This window comes from Massilia alkalitolerans DSM 17462, assembly GCF_000427785.1.
Classification (GTDB): domain Bacteria; phylum Pseudomonadota; class Gammaproteobacteria; order Burkholderiales; family Burkholderiaceae_D; genus Telluria; species Telluria alkalitolerans.
Map to the genome: position 1 here is coordinate 43,122 of NZ_ATYR01000023.1, position 17,214 is coordinate 60,335.

A 17,214-nucleotide genomic window follows, 5' to 3' on the forward strand; every position below is an offset into this window, starting at 1 on the left:
CTTTTGCACCGCTGGATGAACGGCGACTGATCCCGATCAAGGTGCGCGGAAAGGTAGGGAACAGCTGTAGGATTCCCGCAACCGGTCGACAAATCCGCCGATGCCAGTCCGCATGCCGGGCTGCGCGCAAGCGATCGAGGCTGGGGGCAGGCTGCGACAGAGCCTCCCGGAAAAGGCTTGCCAAGCGTTACACAATGGCGTTATAGTCAGTCGACCAGGTCTTCGGACCAACACGGATTTTCCATGCGCCAGCACGTTTTCTTTACCTGCTACTTTTACTTTAGCCATTCCAGCCCCTTGGCGGTGGAGTAGCGGCAGGTTCACGCGATTCAAGAACAGTCCGACGCAAATCCAGACAAACCGCCAGCGATGGCGGTTTTTTTATTTCCAGCCCAGCCCAGACCAGATACGGAGTACAGCATGCCTCGCACCGACGATTTACGCATCCGCGAAATGAAGGAACTGACGCCGCCCGCGCACCTGATCCGCGAGTTCCCGGTCACCCCGGCGGCCGAGCAGACCGCCGCCAGCGCGCGCGTCGCCCTGCACCGCATCCTGCACGGCCAGGACGACCGCGTGATGGTGGTGGTCGGCCCGTGCTCGATCCACGACCCGAAGGCGGCGCTCGAGTATGCGCGCGGCCTGGCCGAGCAGCGCCGCCGGTTCAAGGGCGAGCTCGAGATCATCATGCGCGTGTATTTCGAGAAGCCGCGCACCACGGTCGGCTGGAAGGGCATGATCAACGACCCCTACATGGACAACAGCTTCCGCATCAACGACGGCCTGCGCATGGCGCGCGAGCTGCTGCGCGACGTCAACGAGATGGGGCTGCCGGCCGGCACCGAGTTCCTGGACGTGATCAGCCCGCAGTACATCGCCGACCTGATCAGTTGGGGCGCCATCGGGGCCCGGACCACCGAATCGCAGGTGCACCGCGAGCTGGCCTCGGGCCTGTCCTGTCCGGTTGGCTTCAAGAACGGCACCGACGGCAACATCAAGATCGCGGCCGACGCGATCAAGGCGGCCTCGCAGCCGCACCACTTCCTGTCCGTGACCAAGGGCGGGCATTCGGCGATCGTGTCGACCTCCGGCAACGAGGACTGCCACATCATCCTGCGCGGCGGCAAGACGCCGAACTACGACGCGGCCAGCGTGGAAGAGGCCTGCAGGCAGCTGGCGGCCAACGGTCTGGCCAGCCGCCTGATGATCGATGCCTCGCATGCCAACAGCAGCAAGAACCCGCAGAACCAGGTGCCGGTGTGCGCCGACATCGCCTCGCAGATCGCGGCGGGCGACGACCGCATCGTCGGCGTGATGATCGAGTCGCACCTGGTGGGCGGCCGCCAGGACCTGGTGCCGGGCAAGGAGCTGACCTACGGCCAGTCGGTCACCGATGGCTGCATCGACTGGGAAACCAGCATCGGGGTGCTGGAAGGACTGGCCGAGGCCGTGAAGCAGCGCCGCCTGCGGCAGGACTGAGTATTTCCCAGGTTATGGCGAGGCGATGAAAAGGAATGGCTCGTCCCTGTCATGGCAAGCCAACATGACGGCAAAATAGGCGGGTTCAACCATCCAGGAGTCACATGCTGAGTTTTATCGTCCGCCGGCTGTGGCAGATGCTGCCGACCATGCTCGGGGTGGTGCTGCTGGTGTTCTTGCTGTTCAACTGGGTCGGCGGCGACCCGGCCTACCTGCTGGCCGGGAAGATGGCCGATACCGCCGCCATCGAGAACATCCGGCGCCAGCTCGGCACCGACCAGCCCTGGCCGGTGCAGCTGTGGATCTTCATCAAGCAGATCCTGACTTTCGATTTCGGCAATGCCTGGAGCACGGGCGAACCGGTGTCGCACATCATTTCCAGCCGGCTGGGACCGTCCCTGACCGTGCTGGTGCCGCTCACCATCCTGGAGACCGTGCTGGGCATCGCCCTGGCCCTGGCCATCGCCTTTGTCCGCGGCTCGCTGACCGACCGCGCGGTGATGGTGGCCTGCACGGTCGGCATGTCGATCTCGATCCTGGTCTACATCATCGTGTTCCAGTACCTGTTCGCCTACAAGCTGGGGCTGTTCCCGGTGCAGGGCTGGGGCAACAGCCTGGGGGAGAACCTGCTGCGCTATGCGCTGCTGCCCATCATTATCGGCCTCGCTGTTTCGATCGCGCCGACCCTGCGCCTGTACCGCAGCTTCGTGCTCGACGAAGTGGGGCAGGACTACGTGCGCACCGCGCGCGCCAAGGGCTTGCCCGAGCGGCGCGTGGTCTGGGTGCACGTGCTGCGCAATGCGGCGATCCCGATCATCACCCATGTCATGGCCAACCTGCCGGCCTTGCTGATCGGCGCTTTCTTGCTCGAGCGCTTTTTCGGCATCCCGGGCATCGGGCGTGAAGTCATCCTGGCGGTCGAGCGCAGCGACTTCCCGGTGATCAAGGCGATCACGGTCTACGTGGCCGCCGCAACCATGGTGTTCAACCTGCTGGCCGACCTGCTGTACCAGGCCGTTGATCCGCGGGTGCAGCTGAAATGAACGGAACCATGCAATCCCCTGGCCTGTGGGCCCTGGCCTGGCGCCGCCTGCGCGCCGACCGCGTCGCCATGGGCGCGCTGGCGGTGGTGCTGGGTTTTCTCCTGATGCTGGTGCTGTCCAGCGCCGGCCTGGTTGCCGCCGACTGGGAAGAAGAAGTGGCGGTCAATTACGCGCCGCCCAGCTTCGTGGGCGCCGACGCGGGCGCGAGGGCGCTGGCCGAGGCCCAGCTGCCGCGCGAGACGCCACCGAACGCCTTCGACCCGCTGGCGCAGGAGCTGGCGGAGCTCAAGGCCCGGGTCCGCGCCATCCATCCGCCAGTGGAAAAGGCGACCACGCTGCCCTTCGGGGCCGACAAGTGGGGCCACGACATCCTCAAGAAGACCATCAAGGGCGGCGAGACCTCGATCGTGGTTGGCCTGGTGGCGGCTTTCGTGGCGGTGGCGCTGGGCACCTTGTTCGGGGCGCTGTCGGGCTTCTACGGCGGTGTTGTCGACGACCTGTTCAACTGGTTCTACAGCATCTTCACCTCGATCCCCGCGATCCTGATGATCCTAACCGTGGCCGCGGTGCTGCAGCAGAAGGGCGTGATGACCATCGTCCTGATCCTCGGCCTGACCGGCTGGACCGGGCCCTACCGCCTGATGCGCGCCGAATACATCAAGCACAAGGCGCGCGAATACGTGATGGCGGCCGACGCCATCGGCGCGTCAAGCGCGCGCCGGATGTTCGGCCACATCCTGCCCAACGTCTCGCACGTGGCCCTGGTGCAGATGTCGATCCTGGTGGTCGGCTTCATCAAGGCCGAGGTGATCCTGTCCTTCCTCGGCTTCGGCGTGCCGGTCGGCGTGGTGTCCTGGGGCAGCATGCTGAACGAGGCGCAGAACGAGCTCATCCTCGGCAAGTGGTGGCAGCTGGCGGCCGCCGCGAGCGCGATGGCGCTGCTGGTGACGGCCTTCTCCCTGTTCGCGGACGCCCTGCGCGACGCCCTCGACCCCAAGCTCAAATGACGGAGCACCAACATCCCCTGCTGCAGGTGCGCGACCTGCGTATCGCCTTCCGGGTCGACAGGAAGAACACGGTCGAAGCGGTCAAGGGCATCTCCTTCGACGTGCCGCGCAACAGCACGGTCGCTCTGGTGGGCGAATCCGGCAGCGGCAAGTCGGTCAGTTCGCTGGCGGTGATGGGTCTGCTGCCGCTCCATACGACCATCATCGATCCCGGTTCGCGCGCGCACTTCGACGGCCGCGAGCTGCTCGCGCTCGCGCCCGCCGAACGCCGGCAACTATGCGGCAAGGACATCGCGATGATCTTCCAGGAGCCGATGTCTTCGCTCAACCCGGTGTTCACGGTGGGCTACCAGATCGCTGAAGTGCTGCGCCGGCACCTGGGCATGAACGCCAGGCAGGCGCGCGCCCGCACGCTCGAACTGCTGGAAGAGGTCGGGATTCCTGACCATTCGGTCAAAATCGATGCCTACCCGAGCCAGATGTCGGGCGGCCAGCAGCAGCGCGTGATGATCGCGATGGCGATCGCCTGCGAGCCCAAGCTCCTGATCGCGGACGAGCCGACCACGGCGCTCGACGTGACCATCCAGAAGCAGATCATCGAGCTGATCAAGCGGCTGCAGAAGAAACACCGGATGTCGGTGCTGTTCATCACCCACGACCTCGGGCTGGTGGGCGAGATCGCCGACCGCGTGATCGTGATGCGCCACGGCGAGGTGCGCGAAGAAGGGGAGGCGGCCCAGGTGTTCGGCGCCCCGGTCGACGCCTATACCCGGGCCCTGCTGCACTGCCGTCCGAAGCTGGACGAGCGTCCGCTGCGCCTGCCGGTGATCGACGACTACCTGAGCGGCAGGTTCACGCCGGAACAGGAACTGCCGCAGCGTACGCGCGGCACGGCGCCCGGCGACGAGCCGGTGCTGGTGGTGAACAAGCTGGCCAAGAGCTTCTGGCTGCGCGACGGCCTGTTCGGGAAGCGCGAGTTCAAGGCGGTCAAGGATGTCTCCTTCACCCTGGCGCGCGGCAAGACCCTGGGCGTGGTGGGCGAATCCGGCTCGGGCAAGACCACGGTCGGCCTGACCCTGCTGCGCCTGCACCGCGCCACCGGCGGCAGCGCCATGTTCGACGGCAAGGATCTGTTCGCCATGCCGGAGCGCGATTACCAGGCCTACAAGCGGCGCATCCAGATCATTTTCCAGAACCCCTACGCCTCGCTGAATCCGCGCTTCACGGTGGGACAGATCCTGCTCGAACCGATGCGCATCCACCGGATTGGCCTCGACGACACCGAGCGGATCGGGATGGCGCACGAGCTCTTGAAACGGGTCGGCTTGCCGGAACAGGCCTTCCACCGCTACCCGCACGAGTTCTCCGGCGGCCAGCGCCAGCGCATCGCCATCGCGCGCTGCCTGACCATGAAGCCGGAGATCCTGGTGTGCGACGAATCGGTGTCGGCGCTCGACGTCTCGGTGCAGGCCCAGGTGCTGAACCTGCTGCAGGACCTGCAGGACGAATACGGCATGAGCTACATCTTCATCTCGCACGATCTGTCGGTGGTGAAGTACATCGCCGACCAGGTGATGGTGATGCACCACGGCAGCGTGGTCGAGATGGCGGACTCGGACGAGTTGTACCGTAATCCGCAGCACGACTACACGCGCAGCCTGCTGGCGGCGATTCCACGGGGTGCGTAGGGTGGACGGCAGAGCCGTCCACCCTACTGAAATACAACAGTAGCTGCCAGCGTCGCCGTTGAAAGTCAGCTACACTAACGCGATGTCCCAACTCGTCGAACTGCTCCAGGTCTACGGTGTGCTGATCGTGTTCGGCATCGTCCTTGTCGAGCAGTTCGGCCTGCCCATTCCCGCCTTCCCGATCCTGGTCGTGGCCGGCGCGCTCTCGGTCGACGGCGAGCTCAGCTGGCAGCTGTGCCTGCTGTCCGCGGTCGTGGCCTGCCTCATCTGCGACATGTTCTGGTTCCGCGCCGGGCGCTTCTATGGCAAGCGCGTCCTGCGCCTGCTCTGCAAGATCTCGCTGTCGCCCGATTCCTGCGTCAACCAGACCGAGGACCGGTTCCGCCGCTTCGGCGCCAAATCCTTGCTGGTGTCGAAGTTCGTCCCCGGCTTCAATACCATCGCCGCGCCGCTGTCCGGCGCCATCGGCACCCGCACCCGCCAGTTCCTCGCCTATTCCGCGACCGGGGCGGCCTTGTGGGGCGGCACCGGCATCCTGCTGGGCATCCTGTTCCACGACGGCGTCGAAGAGCTGCTCGGCTGGCTCGAGACCATGGGCGGCACCGCCCTCATGGTGCTGGCCACGCTGCTGGTCCTGTTCATCGCCGTCAAGTACGTCGAGCGGCGCCGCCACCGCGCCCGCAGCGCCGTGCCGCGCATCGAGATCGCCGAACTCATGGCGCTGATCGACGGCGGCCACGACCCGGTCATCGTCGATGCCCGCAGCCTCACGGCGCAGGGACTGGAAACGGCGATTCCCGGCGCCGTGGTATTCCAGTCCTGCGCGCCGGACCAACTGATGGCCAGCATCGACAAGGACCGCCACGTCGTCATCTACTGCAGTTGCCCGAACGACGTCACGGCCGCCGAGGTCGCCAAGCAATTCCTGGCCAACGGCTTCCACCGCGCCCGCCCGCTGCGCGGTGGCCTGGATGCCTGGAACGCCCGTCAGGACGCCGATCCGGAACTGCATCCAGTAGCGTGCTGAGGTAGTTCGACTACTTCGCCTTTCTGTCCTTGTCGTGTGTATGTAGCAGGGAGGCTGCGACGATGTACCTAAACTACAAAATCTACTTGTAAGAACACTACAAAGTTGTGTAAGCTTGGTCATCGCTCTTCTATTAGCTGCAATGACCGCCTTTCCCTCCAGCCTTGACTCCGCCTCCCTGACCCATGCCGGCGGCGCCCGCCTGCTCGCCGACATCGGCGGCACCAATGCCCGATTTGCGCTGGAGACCGGGCCGGGCCGCTTCGAAGCGATCGAGGTGCTGTCCTGCCAGCAGCACGCGACCCTGGGCGAGGCCATCCGCGCCTACCTGGCGCTGCCGCAGCTCGCCGGCCTCGGCGTCGGCATCCGCCATGCGGCCATTGCGATCGCCAACCCGGTCACCGGCGACCAGGTGCGCATGACCAACCACCACTGGGCCTTTTCGATCGAGGCGCTGCGCCAGGAGTGCGGCTTCGATACCCTGATGGTCGTCAACGATTTTTCGGCGCTGGCGCGTTCTTTGTCGCACCTGGGCGGACAGAAGCGCCAGGTGGGCGGCGGTGCGCCCGTGCCTGATGCGCCGCTGGGCCTGCTGGGCGCCGGCACCGGCCTCGGCGTGTCCGGGCTGATCCCCTGCGGGAACAGCTGGACTGCGCTGCGCAGCGAAGGCGGCCACGTCGGCTTCGCGCCGGTCAACGAGCTTGAAGTCGCCATCCTCCAGTACGCCTGGCGCGAATTCGAGCACGTCTCCAGCGAGCGCCTGCTGTCCGGCGCCGGGGTGGAGCTGATCTATCGCGCCCTGAGCGAGCGCGCTGGCCGCCCCGGCAGCCTGGCCGCGCCCGAGATCTCGCGCCGCGCCCTCTCCGGCGAATGCGCGCTGTGCGACGAGGTGCTGGAAGCCTTCTGCGGCATGCTCGGCACCGCCGCCGGCAACCTCGCCATCACCCTGGGCGCCCAGGGCGGCGTCTACATCGGCGGCGGCATCGTGCCGCGCCTGGGTGAGCGCTTCGACCGGTCCTCGTTCCGCCGCCGCTTCGAGCAGAAGGGGCGTTTCAGCGACTACCTGGCCCAGGTACCGACTTACGTGATCACGGCGGAATACCCGGCCTTCCTGGGCGTGTCGGCAATTTTGTCGGAAAAACTGTCTGTCGCTTGATCAAATACGCCCTTCCTTCGCCTGCGGCCCTGTCGTCTTGTCCGTTCCCGGGTTTTATCGGTTACAATGGCCGTCAGTTGTCGGAAACGATGTCGTCAGTTCGCGCCTTGCGCAGCCCCCACGTTTCCCCTGAAAGACCAACGTTGATCGCCCGCCTGGCACGCGGGCAGCAGTGACCGGCGCCAAGCCAGTCGCTTAGTCAGCCCGGCGCATTTTCGGCCCGGGCCCCACGGATTCCAGAGTATTGCGCGCATCACCTTCGCACCGCGGCCGGTCTCGGCCCCGCGGCTGGCATCCGTTAAACCAGTTTTGTTTGATGTGTGCATTCGAAGCGTGACGACACCGCGATATGAATACTGACGAGGCCAAGCGCGTTCTCGAGACCGCCTTGCTGTGTGCGCGCGAGCCGATGACGATCCACGGCATGAAGAAGCTCTTCGCCGAGGTCGACGCGGCCGGCCGCCAGTTGGGTGCCGGTGTCGGTAGCGACACGATCAAGATTCTGCTGGAAGAATTGCGCCAGGACTGGCAGGGGCGCGGCATCGAGATCGTCAGCCTGGCTTCCGGCTGGCGCTTCCAGAGCCGGCCCGAGATGAAGCCTTACCTCGACCGCCTGACGCCCGAGAAGCCTCCGAAATACTCGCGCGCGACGCTGGAGACGCTGGCGATCATCGCCTACCGCCAGCCGGTCACGCGCGGCGACATCGAGGAAATCCGCGGCGTCGCCGTGAACTCGCAGACCATCAAGCTGCTGGAAGACCGCGGCTGGATCGACGTGCTCGGCCACCGCGAGGTGGTGGGGCGCCCGGCGCTGCTGGGCACCACCAAGCAGTTTCTCGACGACCTTGGCCTCGCCTCGCTGTCGCAACTGCCGCCGCTGCAGGCGGTCAGCGAAGGACCGGACAGCCGCAGCCTCGAAGCGCTGGAAGCGGCACTGAACGACAATTTTGACAGGGCGGACGCTGCGGCGGACGCCACCGAGACAGACACCGAAGCGGACGCCACGTCCGTCGAAGTCCCCATTCTTGACCAGGAGACGGCGGCAGCCGCTGGGCCGGGTCAGCACAATAAAGATACGAACGATGAACCCAACTGAACCGAACGAACAGCCCGTCGAGGCCGAAGGCGCGCCCGCCGCCAAACCCAAGCGCACGCGCAAGACCGCGGCTGCTGTCGCACCCGAAGCCGCGCCCGTGACCGACACCGAGCAGCCGGCTGCCGCCGCGAAGCCGAAGCGTACCCGCAAGCCCGCCGCGGCGCCTGCCGATACGCCGGCGGAAGCGTCGGGCGCAGGCTCGGCCGCTGCCGAAGCGGCCGAGAAGCCGGCCGCCAAGCCGCGCAAGCCGCGTGCCGCCAAGGCGGTCGCTGAAGCGGCGCCGGTCGCCGCTGCGGAAACGCCGGCCGCCGCCCCGGCGCCGGAAGCAGCGCCGGCAGTACTCGATGGCGAGCAGCGCAAGCCGCGCGGCCCGCGCCAGATGCGCGAAAAGCGCCAGGAACGCGAAGCGCGCCAGCACGAACAGGCTGCCGCCGCTGCTGCCTCGGCTCCCGAGGCTGCGCCGGTTGAAGTCGCGCCTGCCGAAGCTGCAGCGCAGACGCCGGTCGACGGCAAGCGCGAAGGGCGCGGCCGCAACCCGAAGGCGCGCGGCCAGCAAAACCCGCGTGGCCAGCAAGGCCAGGCAGGCCAGCAAGGCGCCCAGCCGGCCGCCAAGCAGCAGGGCAAGCAGGGCAAGCAGCAGGGCAAGCCGCAACAGAAACCGCAGCAGGGCAAGGGCGGCAAGGCCAATGATGCCGACGCCGTGTTCTCCTTCGTCACCTCGGACGACTTCGACGCCAACGAAGGCGGCCGCGGCAAGGCGCAGGCCAAGCCGGTGCGCCGCGACCTGACCGCCGACGACGACGCGCCCAAGCTGCACAAGGTGCTGGCCGAGGCCGGCCTGGGTTCGCGCCGCGACATGGAAGAGCTGATCGTCGCCGGCCGCGTGTCGGTGAATGGCGAGCCAGCCCACATCGGCCAGCGCATCCTGCCGACCGACGCGGTGCGCATCAACGGCAAGCTGATCCAGCGTAAGGTCAATAACAACAAGCCGCCGCGCGTGCTCGTGTACCACAAGCCAGCCGGCGAGATCGTCAGCCACGACGATCCGGAAGGCCGTCCGTCGGTGTTCGACCGTCTGCCGAACATGAAGACCGGCAAGTGGCTGGCCGTGGGCCGCCTCGACTTCAACACCGAGGGCCTGCTGCTGTTCACGACTTCGGGTGACCTGGCCAACCGCCTGATGCACCCGCGTTACAACATCGACCGGGAATACGCGGTGCGCACCCTGGGCGAGCTGGAAGAAGGCATGCGCCAGAAGCTGCTCGCCGGCGTCGAGCTGGACGACGGCCTGGCCTCGTTCTCGAAGGTCCAGGACGGCGGCGGCGAAGGCATCAACAAGTGGTACCGCGTGGTCATCGGCGAAGGCCGCAACCGCGAGGTGCGCCGCATGTTCGAGGCGGTCGGCCTGACCGTCTCGCGCCTGATCCGTACCCGCTACGGCGCCATGACCCTGCCGACCGGCCTGAAGCGCGGCCGCTGGGAAGAACTGCAGGAAAACGACGTGCGCGCCCTGATGGCGGCATTCGGCGTCGAGAAGAAGGGCGGCGAAGCGCCGAAGGGCAAGGCCGGCGCCAAGGGCCAGGGGCGCGACGACGTGCGCCGTTCCGACGGCAACCGCATCGACCGTGCCGACGCCAACCGCAACGTGGATCCGTTCGGCCCGCCGGTGGTGCGTGCCGGCGTCCCGCGCCAGCAGGGTCCGGGCGGTTTCGCCGGCGGCCGGCCGCAAGGGCAGGGGCCGAAGGGCGGCGGCCAGGGCGGCAAGGGGCGTAGCGGCAACAACGCCGGCTCCTTCGGCGGCGGCAAGACCAGCAACCGTCCGAAGCAGCCGGATCCGCTGCAGACCACCTTCGGCTTTGCCGGCACCGGTGGCGGACGCCGCGGCGGCCAGGGCCCGCGCGGTTCGGAGCACGGTCTGCCACGCCGCGGCCGCCGCGGTTGAGGGTTTCACGCCCGGCGAGGCGACCATCCGCTTGAAAATCCCGGTTCAGGGCCCAATATCGGATAAATTCTCGCTCCGCCGGGCACGCGATGCTGCAATGCCGTAGAATGCAGCCCATGCCCCGATATGGCCATCCTGCCAACTGTTGCTTTTCTCGCTAGCCAGCGGCCATTTTTGCCCCGGCGATTGCGAGAGAGGCGGGAACGCTGTATAATTTGCAGCCTAATCAAAGTTCTTCCCAGTATTTTCTTGGTGCAAGTGCTTTCATCTGGTTGGGTAGTGAATACAAAAAGATGGGCAGATGCCCATTTTTTTTTTGGTAAATCGTTTAGTAAAGCCTCGGAGAAGCGCCGTGCAGCAGTTTGAACTCATCTCGAAAACAGTCGGTGGCCTCGGCTACGAACTCGTGGACGTCGAACGGGGCGAGCGCGGGATCCTGCGCGTATATATCGATTTCCCCGCTGATGTCGTGGAAGAGAAGGGCCCGATCACGGTCGAGGACTGCGCCACGGTCAGCCACCAGTTGACGCACGTGTTTACCGTCGAGAATGTGGATTACGAACGGCTGGAAGTATCGTCGCCGGGCCTCGATCGCCCGGTGCGGACCCTGGCCGACTTTGCGCGCTTCGCCGGGCACGAATGCACGGTGAAGCTGCGCGTCGCCATGCCGGGCACCGCGAACCGGAAAACCTTCACCGGTATCCTGCGCGGCGTCGAAGGCGACAAGGTTGGTCTGGAATTTGATAATAAAGATGGCGCAGCGTTGTTGGAATTTACGCTGGCCGAATTGGACAAGGCACGCTTGGTGCCACAGGTGGATTTTAGGAGTCGCAAAGCATGAGTCGCGAAATTTTATTGCTGGTGGATGCGCTTGCGCGCGAAAAGAACGTCGATAAGGAAGTGGTTTTCGGGGCGCTCGAATTCGCGCTCGCGCAAGCCACGAAAAAACGCTATGAAGGCGAGGTCGACATTCGCGTGAGCATCGATCGCGACTCCGGCGAATTCGAGACCTTCCGCCGCTGGCACGTCGTTCCCGACGAAGCCGGCCTGCAGCTGCCCGACCAGGAAATCCTGCACTTCGAAGCCAAGGAACAAATCCCCGACATCGAAGTGGACGAATACATCGAAGACCCGATCGAGTCGGTCGAGTTCGGCCGCCGCTTCGCCCAGGACACCAAGCAGGTCGTGCTGCAGCGCGTGCGCGATGCCGAGCGCGAGCAGATCCTGCAGGACTTCCTCGAGCGCGGCGACTCGCTCGTGACAGGCACCATCAAGCGCATGGAGCGCGGCGATGCCATCGTGGAATCGGGCAAGATCGAAGCGCGCCTGCCGCGCGACCAGATGATCCCGAAGGAAAACCTGCGCATCGGCGACCGCGTCCGCGCCTACATCCTGCGCGTGGACCGCAACATGCGCGGCCCGCAGGTGATCCTGTCGCGCACTGCGCCGGAATTCATCATGAAGCTGTTCGAGCTGGAAGTGCCGGAAATCGAACAGGGCCTGCTGCAGATTAAATCGGCTGCCCGTGACGCCGGCGTGCGCGCCAAGATCGCGGTGTTTACCGCCGACAAGCGCATCGACCCGATCGGCACCTGCGTCGGCATGCGCGGTTCGCGCGTGCAGGCCGTGACCGGCGAGCTGGGCGGCGAGCGCGTGGACATCGTGCTGTGGTCGGACGATCCGGCCCAGTTCGTGATTGGCGCCCTGGCCCCGGCCAATGTTTCCTCGATCATGGTCGATGAAGACAAGCACGCCATGGACGTGGTGGTCGACGAAGAGAACCTGGCGATCGCGATCGGCCGTTCGGGCCAGAACGTGCGCCTGGCGTCCGAGCTGACCGGCTGGAAGATCAACATCATGACGGCCGAGGAATCGGCCAACAAGGTGGCCCAGGAAACCGCCGCGATCCGCGCGCTGTTCATGGAAAAGCTGGACGTCGACCAGGAAGTGGCCGACATCCTGGTGGATGAAGGCTTCTCGAGCCTTGAAGAAATCGCGTACGTCCCTATTTCCGAAATGCTGGAAATCGAGTCGTTCGACGAAGATACCGTCAACGAACTGCGCACCCGCGCCCGTGACGCGCTGGTGACTGAAGCGATCGCTTCCGAAGAAGGCCTCGAAGGGATGGAAGAAGCCCTCGTGACCCTGGAAGGCATGGACCGCACCACCGCCGGCAAGCTCGGCCTGGCTGGGATCAAGACGGTCGAAGCATTCGCGGCACTGGCCTATGACGAATTCGGCGCCATCCTGGCGCTGCCGTCGGACCGTGCCCGCGACCTGATCAAGAATGAATTTAGTGATGTGACCGACGAAGAGATGAAGCTGGTCGACAGCAAATACGATGACCGCGCCAAGGCGCTGCAGGCGAAGGCCTGGAGCCTGGCAGAAACGGCCAAGGCGTAATTTGCAAATCTTTATCATCTCAGCGACACATAGAAAAGAGGACTGAATGGCGAGTAACAACGTAGCCCAATTTGCCACCGAACTGAAGATGCCTGCAGACCTGCTGCTGACACAGCTGCGCTCGGCCGGCGTCGAAAAAAGTTCGACGTCAGATCCCTTGTCGAAAGATGATAAGGACAAGCTGCTGAACCATCTCCGCCGTACCCACGGTGCGACCGAAACCGGCGAGAAGAAGAAGATCACGGTGACCCGCAAGGAGACCACCGAGATCAAGCAGGCTGACGCCAGTGGCAAATCGCGCACCATCCAGGTCGAAGTGCGCAAGAAACGTACCTTCGTGCAGCGCGACGACCTGGTTACCCCGAAAGCCGCCGAAGCCGCCGCCCCGGTGGTCGATGCAGCCGAGCAGGCGCGCCGCGACGAAGACGCGCGCCGCCAGACCGAGCTGATCGCCCGCCAGGAAGCGGACCTGCGCGAAAAGCAGGAACGCCTGGCCAAGCTCGAAGCAGAAGAGGCCGCCCAGGCCAAGGCTGCCGAAGAGCAGGCCAAGCGTGACGCGGCCGAGAAGGCCAAGCGCGAAGCCGCCGAGGCTGCCGCTGCCGCGAAAGCCGCCGCGAGCGCTGCTGCGCCTGCGACCCCGGTCTCCGCTGCCGCCGAAGAAGCTGCCCAGGCCGCTGCTCTTGAGGCCAAGAAGCGTGCCGAGGAAGCCGCCAAGGAAGCCGCCGAACGTGCCGCCGCCACCGAGCGCGCACGCAAGGCCGTGGCCGACGAAGTGGCCCAGATCAAGCTCATGATGAGCCAGCCGCGCCGCGTCATCAAGGCGCCGGAACCGGCACCGAAGCCGGCTGCTCCCGCAGCACCGGCCGGCACCCTGCACAAGCCTGCCGCATCGGCCGACAAGAAGCCGGCGGACGCCAAGCCGGGCGACAAGAAGCCGGGCGACAAGAAGTCGATCAAGTCGGCCAATGTCTCCTCGACCTGGTCGGACGACGCCAAGAAGCGCGGCGCACCGAGCGGACCGAAAGGCCGTGGCGGTCCGGGCGGCGGCACTGGCCGTGACGGCTGGCGTGCGGGCGGCCGCAGCGGTGGCCGTCGTTCGCACAGCGACGACCGTGAAAGCAACTTCCAGGCCCCGACCGAAGCCATCGTGCGCGAAGTCCACGTGCCGGAAACCATCACCGTGGCCGAACTGGCGCACAAGATGTCGGTCAAGGCATCCGAGGTCATCAAGCAGCTGATGAAGCTGGGCCAGATGTGCACCATCAACCAGGTGCTGGACCAGGAAACCGCGATGATCCTGGTGGAAGAGATGGGCCACAAGGCCTTCCCGGCTGCCGTGGACGATCCGGAAGCGCTGCTGGCCGACCAGGGCGAGCACGCCGAGTTCGAATCGACCTCGCGCGCCCCGGTGGTGACCGTCATGGGTCACGTCGACCACGGCAAGACCTCGCTGCTGGACTACATCCGCCGCGCCAAGGTGGCGTCGGGCGAAGCCGGCGGCATTACCCAGCACATCGGCGCATACCACGTGGATACCCCGCGCGGCATGATCACCTTCCTGGACACCCCGGGCCACGAGGCGTTCACCGCCATGCGTGCCCGCGGCGCGAAAGCCACCGACATCGTCATCCTGGTGGTGGCGGCGGACGACGGCGTGATGCCGCAGACCAAGGAAGCGATTGCCCACGCGAAAGCTGCCGGCGTCCCGCTGGTGGTGGCGATCAACAAGATCGACAAGCCGGGCGCGAATACCGACCGCGTCACCCAGGAACTGGTGGCCGAAGGCGTGGTGCCGGAAGAATACGGCGGCGATTCGCCGTTCGTCCCGGTGTCCGCAAAGGTCGGTACCGGTATCGACGACCTGCTGGAGCAAGTCCTGCTGCAGGCCGAAGTGCTGGAACTGAAGGCGCCGACCGAAGCACCGGCGCGTGGCCTGGTGGTGGAAGCCCGTCTCGACAAGGGCCGCGGCCCGGTGGCGACCATCCTGGTGCAGTCGGGTACCCTGAAGCGCGGCGACGTCGTGCTGGCGGGTTCCTCGTTCGGCCGCGTCCGTGCGATGCTCGACGAGAATGGCAAGCCGGTGGCAACCGCCGGCCCGTCGATCCCGGTCGAGATCCAGGGCCTGACCGAAGTGCCGAGCGCCGGTGAAGAAGTGATGGTGATGGCCGACGAGCGCAAGGCGCGTGAAATCGCCCTGTTCCGTCAAGGCAAGTTCCGCGACGTCAAACTGGCGAAGCAGCAGGCCGCCAAGCTGGAGAACATGTTCGACCAGATGGCCGAAGGCGAAGTCAAGAACCTGCCGCTCATCGTCAAGACCGACGTGCAGGGTTCGCAGGAAGCGCTGGTCGGTTCGCTGCAGAAGCTGTCGACCTCGGAAGTGCGCGTGCAGATCGTCCATGCGGCGGTCGGCGGCATCACCGAATCCGACGTCAACCTGGCGGTGGCCTCGAAGGCAGTCATCATCGGCTTCAACGCCCGTGCCGACGCCTCCGCACGCAAGCTGGCCGAAGCCAACGGCGTCGACATCCGTTACTACAGCATCATTTACGATGCGATCGACGAGATCAAGACGGCACTGTCGGGCATGCTGGCGCCGGAGAAGCGCGAGACCATCACCGGCCAGGTGGAAATCCGCCAGGTCATCCTGGTGTCGAAGGTCGGCGCGATCGCGGGTTGCCTGGTCACCGATGGCGTGGTCAAGCGTACCTCCTCGGTCCGCCTGCTGCGCAACAACATCGTCGTGTGGACCGGCGAGATCGACTCGCTCAAGCGCTTCAAGGACGACGCGAAGGAAGTCCGTGCCGGTCTCGAGTGCGGCCTGTCGCTGAAGAACATGAACGAAATCCAGGTCGGCGACGTGCTGGAGGTGTTCGAAGTCACGGAAGTGGCGCGTACGCTGTAATTTCGACATTGGGCGTACCATGAGGGCCAGGACGCTTCGCGGCGAATGCCGCGAGGGCCTGGCCCTTGTTTTTTGGCCCGACATTCACAAGAACAAGATAGCAACATCATGGCAAAACACAGCAAAAGCATCCCCCAGCGCGGCCTGCGGGTCGCCGACCAGATCCAGAAAGACCTGTCGGAACTGATCGCCTTCGAACTCAAGGACCCGCGCGTCGGCATGGTCACCATCAGCGAAGTCAAGCTGACTCCCGACTACGCCCACGCCAAGGTCTACTTCACCCTGCTGAAGGACAGCCCGGAAGAGGTGAAGCAGACCCTGGAAGGCTTGTCGAAGGCCGCCGGCTACCTGCGCAACATGCTCGGAAAGCGCCTGCACATCCACACGCTGCCGCAGCTGCACTTCGTGCACGACACCTCGACCACGCGCGGCCTGGCCATGTCGGCCCTGATCGACCAGGCCAACGCGACCCGCGCCGCCGATTTCGGCCAGGACGAAGATTCGGACAGCGAGTGAGCCGCCCGCCGAAAAAGCCGCGCGACCTTGTCGACGGCGTCCTCCTGCTCGACAAGCCGGTCGGCCTGTCCTCGAACGACGCCCTGATGAAGGCCAAGCGCGTCTTCAATGCCAAGAAGGCCGGCCATACCGGCACCCTGGACCCGTTCGCCACCGGACTGCTGCCGCTGTGCTTCGGCGAAGCGACCAAGTTCTCGCAAGACCTGCTGGAAGCGGACAAGACCTATGAGGCGACGGTCCACCTCGGCATCATGACCACCACCGGCGACACCGAAGGGGAGCTCATCGAGCAGCGCGAGGTGGATGTCACGCGCGAGCAGGTCGAAGCCGCGCTGGCGCGCTTTCGCGGTCCCATCTTCCAGGTCCCGCCCATGTATTCCGCGCTCAAGCGCGACGGAAAGGCGCTGTACGAGTACGCGCGCGAGGGCATCACGCTCGAGCGCGAAGCGCGCCCTGTGACCATCCACGCCTTGTCCCTGGTCGAGTATACGGCGCCGCTGCTGAAGATCCTGGTCACTTGCAGCAAGGGCACTTATGTGCGCGTGCTGGGCGAGGACATCGGCGCCGCGCTCGGCTGCGGCGCGCACCTGAACGCGCTGCGCCGGGTGCAGGTGGGCGCGCTCTCGACCGAGCGCATGATCTCGCTGGAAGACCTGCAGGCCCACACCGATCCGCTTTCGCTGCTGGCCCCGGTCGATGCGCTGCTGTCGAGCTTCCCGTCAGTCGAGCTCACGGCGGAGCTGGCGAAGCGCTTCCTGAACGGCCAGCGCCTGGCGCTGGGCAAGGAATCCGTGGTTGTCCCGAGCGAGCTGGGACGGGTGCGGGTGTACCATGAGGGCAAGCTGCTCGGTACCGCGCACCTGCAGGAATATGCGATCCTGGCGCCCGAGCGCCTGATCGCGGCGCAGCAGTAAGCGCCCGCTTACCGTTGCTGGCGCGCTACGGCGCGCCGGCG

Annotated in this window: 13 protein-coding genes; all 13 read left to right on the top strand. The window is 65.7% G+C overall.

From position 1 onward, the window contains the following. The first annotated feature begins 420 nt into the window (after positions 1 to 420). The 13 genes from aroG (at position 421) to truB (ending at position 17,173) form a co-directional block, all read left to right on the top strand. Positions 421 to 1,479, top strand: coding sequence for a 3-deoxy-7-phosphoheptulonate synthase AroG (gene aroG, locus YWC_RS0119580; protein WP_027866910.1), 1,059 nt, complete (start codon positions 421 to 423; stop codon positions 1,477 to 1,479). 104 nt (positions 1,480 to 1,583) lie between these two features. Beyond that, positions 1,584 to 2,522, top strand: coding sequence for an ABC transporter permease (locus YWC_RS0119585; protein ID WP_027866911.1), 939 nt, complete (start codon positions 1,584 to 1,586; stop codon positions 2,520 to 2,522). Continuing rightward, positions 2,519 to 3,529, top strand: a complete 1,011-nt coding sequence (locus YWC_RS0119590) for an ABC transporter permease (protein WP_027866912.1) — start codon at positions 2,519 to 2,521, stop codon at positions 3,527 to 3,529. Before YWC_RS0119585 ends, YWC_RS0119590 begins: the two co-directional genes overlap by 4 nt. Then, the gene (locus tag YWC_RS0119595; RefSeq protein WP_027866913.1) at positions 3,526 to 5,217 is read left to right on the top strand and encodes an ABC transporter ATP-binding protein; all 1,692 of its coding nucleotides are present in this window, start codon (positions 3,526 to 3,528) and stop codon (positions 5,215 to 5,217) included. The genes YWC_RS0119590 and YWC_RS0119595 overlap by 4 nt, the downstream gene beginning before the upstream one ends. Positions 5,218 to 5,299: 82 nt before the next feature. Next, the gene (locus YWC_RS30075) at positions 5,300 to 6,244 is read left to right on the top strand and encodes a VTT domain-containing protein (protein WP_036215106.1); all 945 of its coding nucleotides are present in this window, start codon (positions 5,300 to 5,302) and stop codon (positions 6,242 to 6,244) included. Positions 6,245 to 6,386: 142 nt separating this feature from the next. After that, positions 6,387 to 7,400 (top strand): glucokinase, encoded by a 1,014-nt coding sequence (locus tag YWC_RS0119605; protein ID WP_027866914.1) that lies wholly within the window; start codon positions 6,387 to 6,389, stop codon positions 7,398 to 7,400. 349 nt (positions 7,401 to 7,749) lie between these two features. Beyond that, positions 7,750 to 8,496 (top strand): SMC-Scp complex subunit ScpB, encoded by a 747-nt coding sequence (gene scpB / locus YWC_RS0119610; RefSeq protein WP_027866915.1) that lies wholly within the window; start codon positions 7,750 to 7,752, stop codon positions 8,494 to 8,496. Beyond that, positions 8,483 to 10,438, top strand: coding sequence for a 23S rRNA pseudouridine(2605) synthase RluB (gene rluB, locus YWC_RS0119615; protein ID WP_027866916.1), 1,956 nt, complete (start codon positions 8,483 to 8,485; stop codon positions 10,436 to 10,438). The genes scpB and rluB overlap by 14 nt, the downstream gene beginning before the upstream one ends. A 352-nt stretch (positions 10,439 to 10,790) precedes the next feature. Then, positions 10,791 to 11,279: a ribosome maturation factor RimP gene (gene rimP / locus YWC_RS0119620; RefSeq protein ID WP_027866917.1), complete on the top strand. Its 489-nt coding sequence runs from the start codon at positions 10,791 to 10,793 to the stop codon at positions 11,277 to 11,279. Then, entirely contained in the window at positions 11,276 to 12,841 is a 1,566-nt protein-coding gene (gene nusA / locus YWC_RS0119625; protein ID WP_027866918.1) for a transcription termination factor NusA, read from the top strand. The genes rimP and nusA overlap by 4 nt, the downstream gene beginning before the upstream one ends. Positions 12,842 to 12,887: 46 nt before the next feature. Next, positions 12,888 to 15,743 (top strand): translation initiation factor IF-2, encoded by a 2,856-nt coding sequence (gene infB, locus YWC_RS0119630; protein WP_027866919.1) that lies wholly within the window; start codon positions 12,888 to 12,890, stop codon positions 15,741 to 15,743. 108 nt (positions 15,744 to 15,851) lie between these two features. Further along, complete coding sequence (gene rbfA, locus YWC_RS0119635; protein ID WP_027866920.1) at positions 15,852 to 16,259, top strand: 30S ribosome-binding factor RbfA; 408 nt, start codon at positions 15,852 to 15,854, stop codon at positions 16,257 to 16,259. Continuing rightward, entirely contained in the window at positions 16,256 to 17,173 is a 918-nt protein-coding gene (truB, locus tag YWC_RS0119640) for a tRNA pseudouridine(55) synthase TruB (RefSeq protein WP_027866921.1), read from the top strand. The genes rbfA and truB overlap by 4 nt, the downstream gene beginning before the upstream one ends. Positions 17,174 to 17,214 lie beyond the last annotated feature (41 nt).

Coding starts and splice junctions, on each gene's coding strand:
- YWC_RS0119590 (WP_027866912.1), top strand. CDS start 2,519: ATGAACGGAACCATGCAATCCCCTGGCCTGTGGGCCCTGGCCTGGCGC.
- YWC_RS0119595 (WP_027866913.1), top strand. CDS start 3,526: ATGACGGAGCACCAACATCCCCTGCTGCAGGTGCGCGACCTGCGTATC.
- YWC_RS0119585 (WP_027866911.1), top strand. CDS start 1,584: ATGCTGAGTTTTATCGTCCGCCGGCTGTGGCAGATGCTGCCGACCATG.
- nusA (WP_027866918.1), top strand. CDS start 11,276: ATGAGTCGCGAAATTTTATTGCTGGTGGATGCGCTTGCGCGCGAAAAG.
- aroG (WP_027866910.1), top strand. CDS start 421: ATGCCTCGCACCGACGATTTACGCATCCGCGAAATGAAGGAACTGACG.
- infB (WP_027866919.1), top strand. CDS start 12,888: ATGGCGAGTAACAACGTAGCCCAATTTGCCACCGAACTGAAGATGCCT.
- YWC_RS0119605 (WP_027866914.1), top strand. CDS start 6,387: ATGACCGCCTTTCCCTCCAGCCTTGACTCCGCCTCCCTGACCCATGCC.
- rluB (WP_027866916.1), top strand. CDS start 8,483: ATGAACCCAACTGAACCGAACGAACAGCCCGTCGAGGCCGAAGGCGCG.
- YWC_RS30075 (WP_036215106.1), top strand. CDS start 5,300: ATGTCCCAACTCGTCGAACTGCTCCAGGTCTACGGTGTGCTGATCGTG.
- rbfA (WP_027866920.1), top strand. CDS start 15,852: ATGGCAAAACACAGCAAAAGCATCCCCCAGCGCGGCCTGCGGGTCGCC.
- scpB (WP_027866915.1), top strand. CDS start 7,750: ATGAATACTGACGAGGCCAAGCGCGTTCTCGAGACCGCCTTGCTGTGT.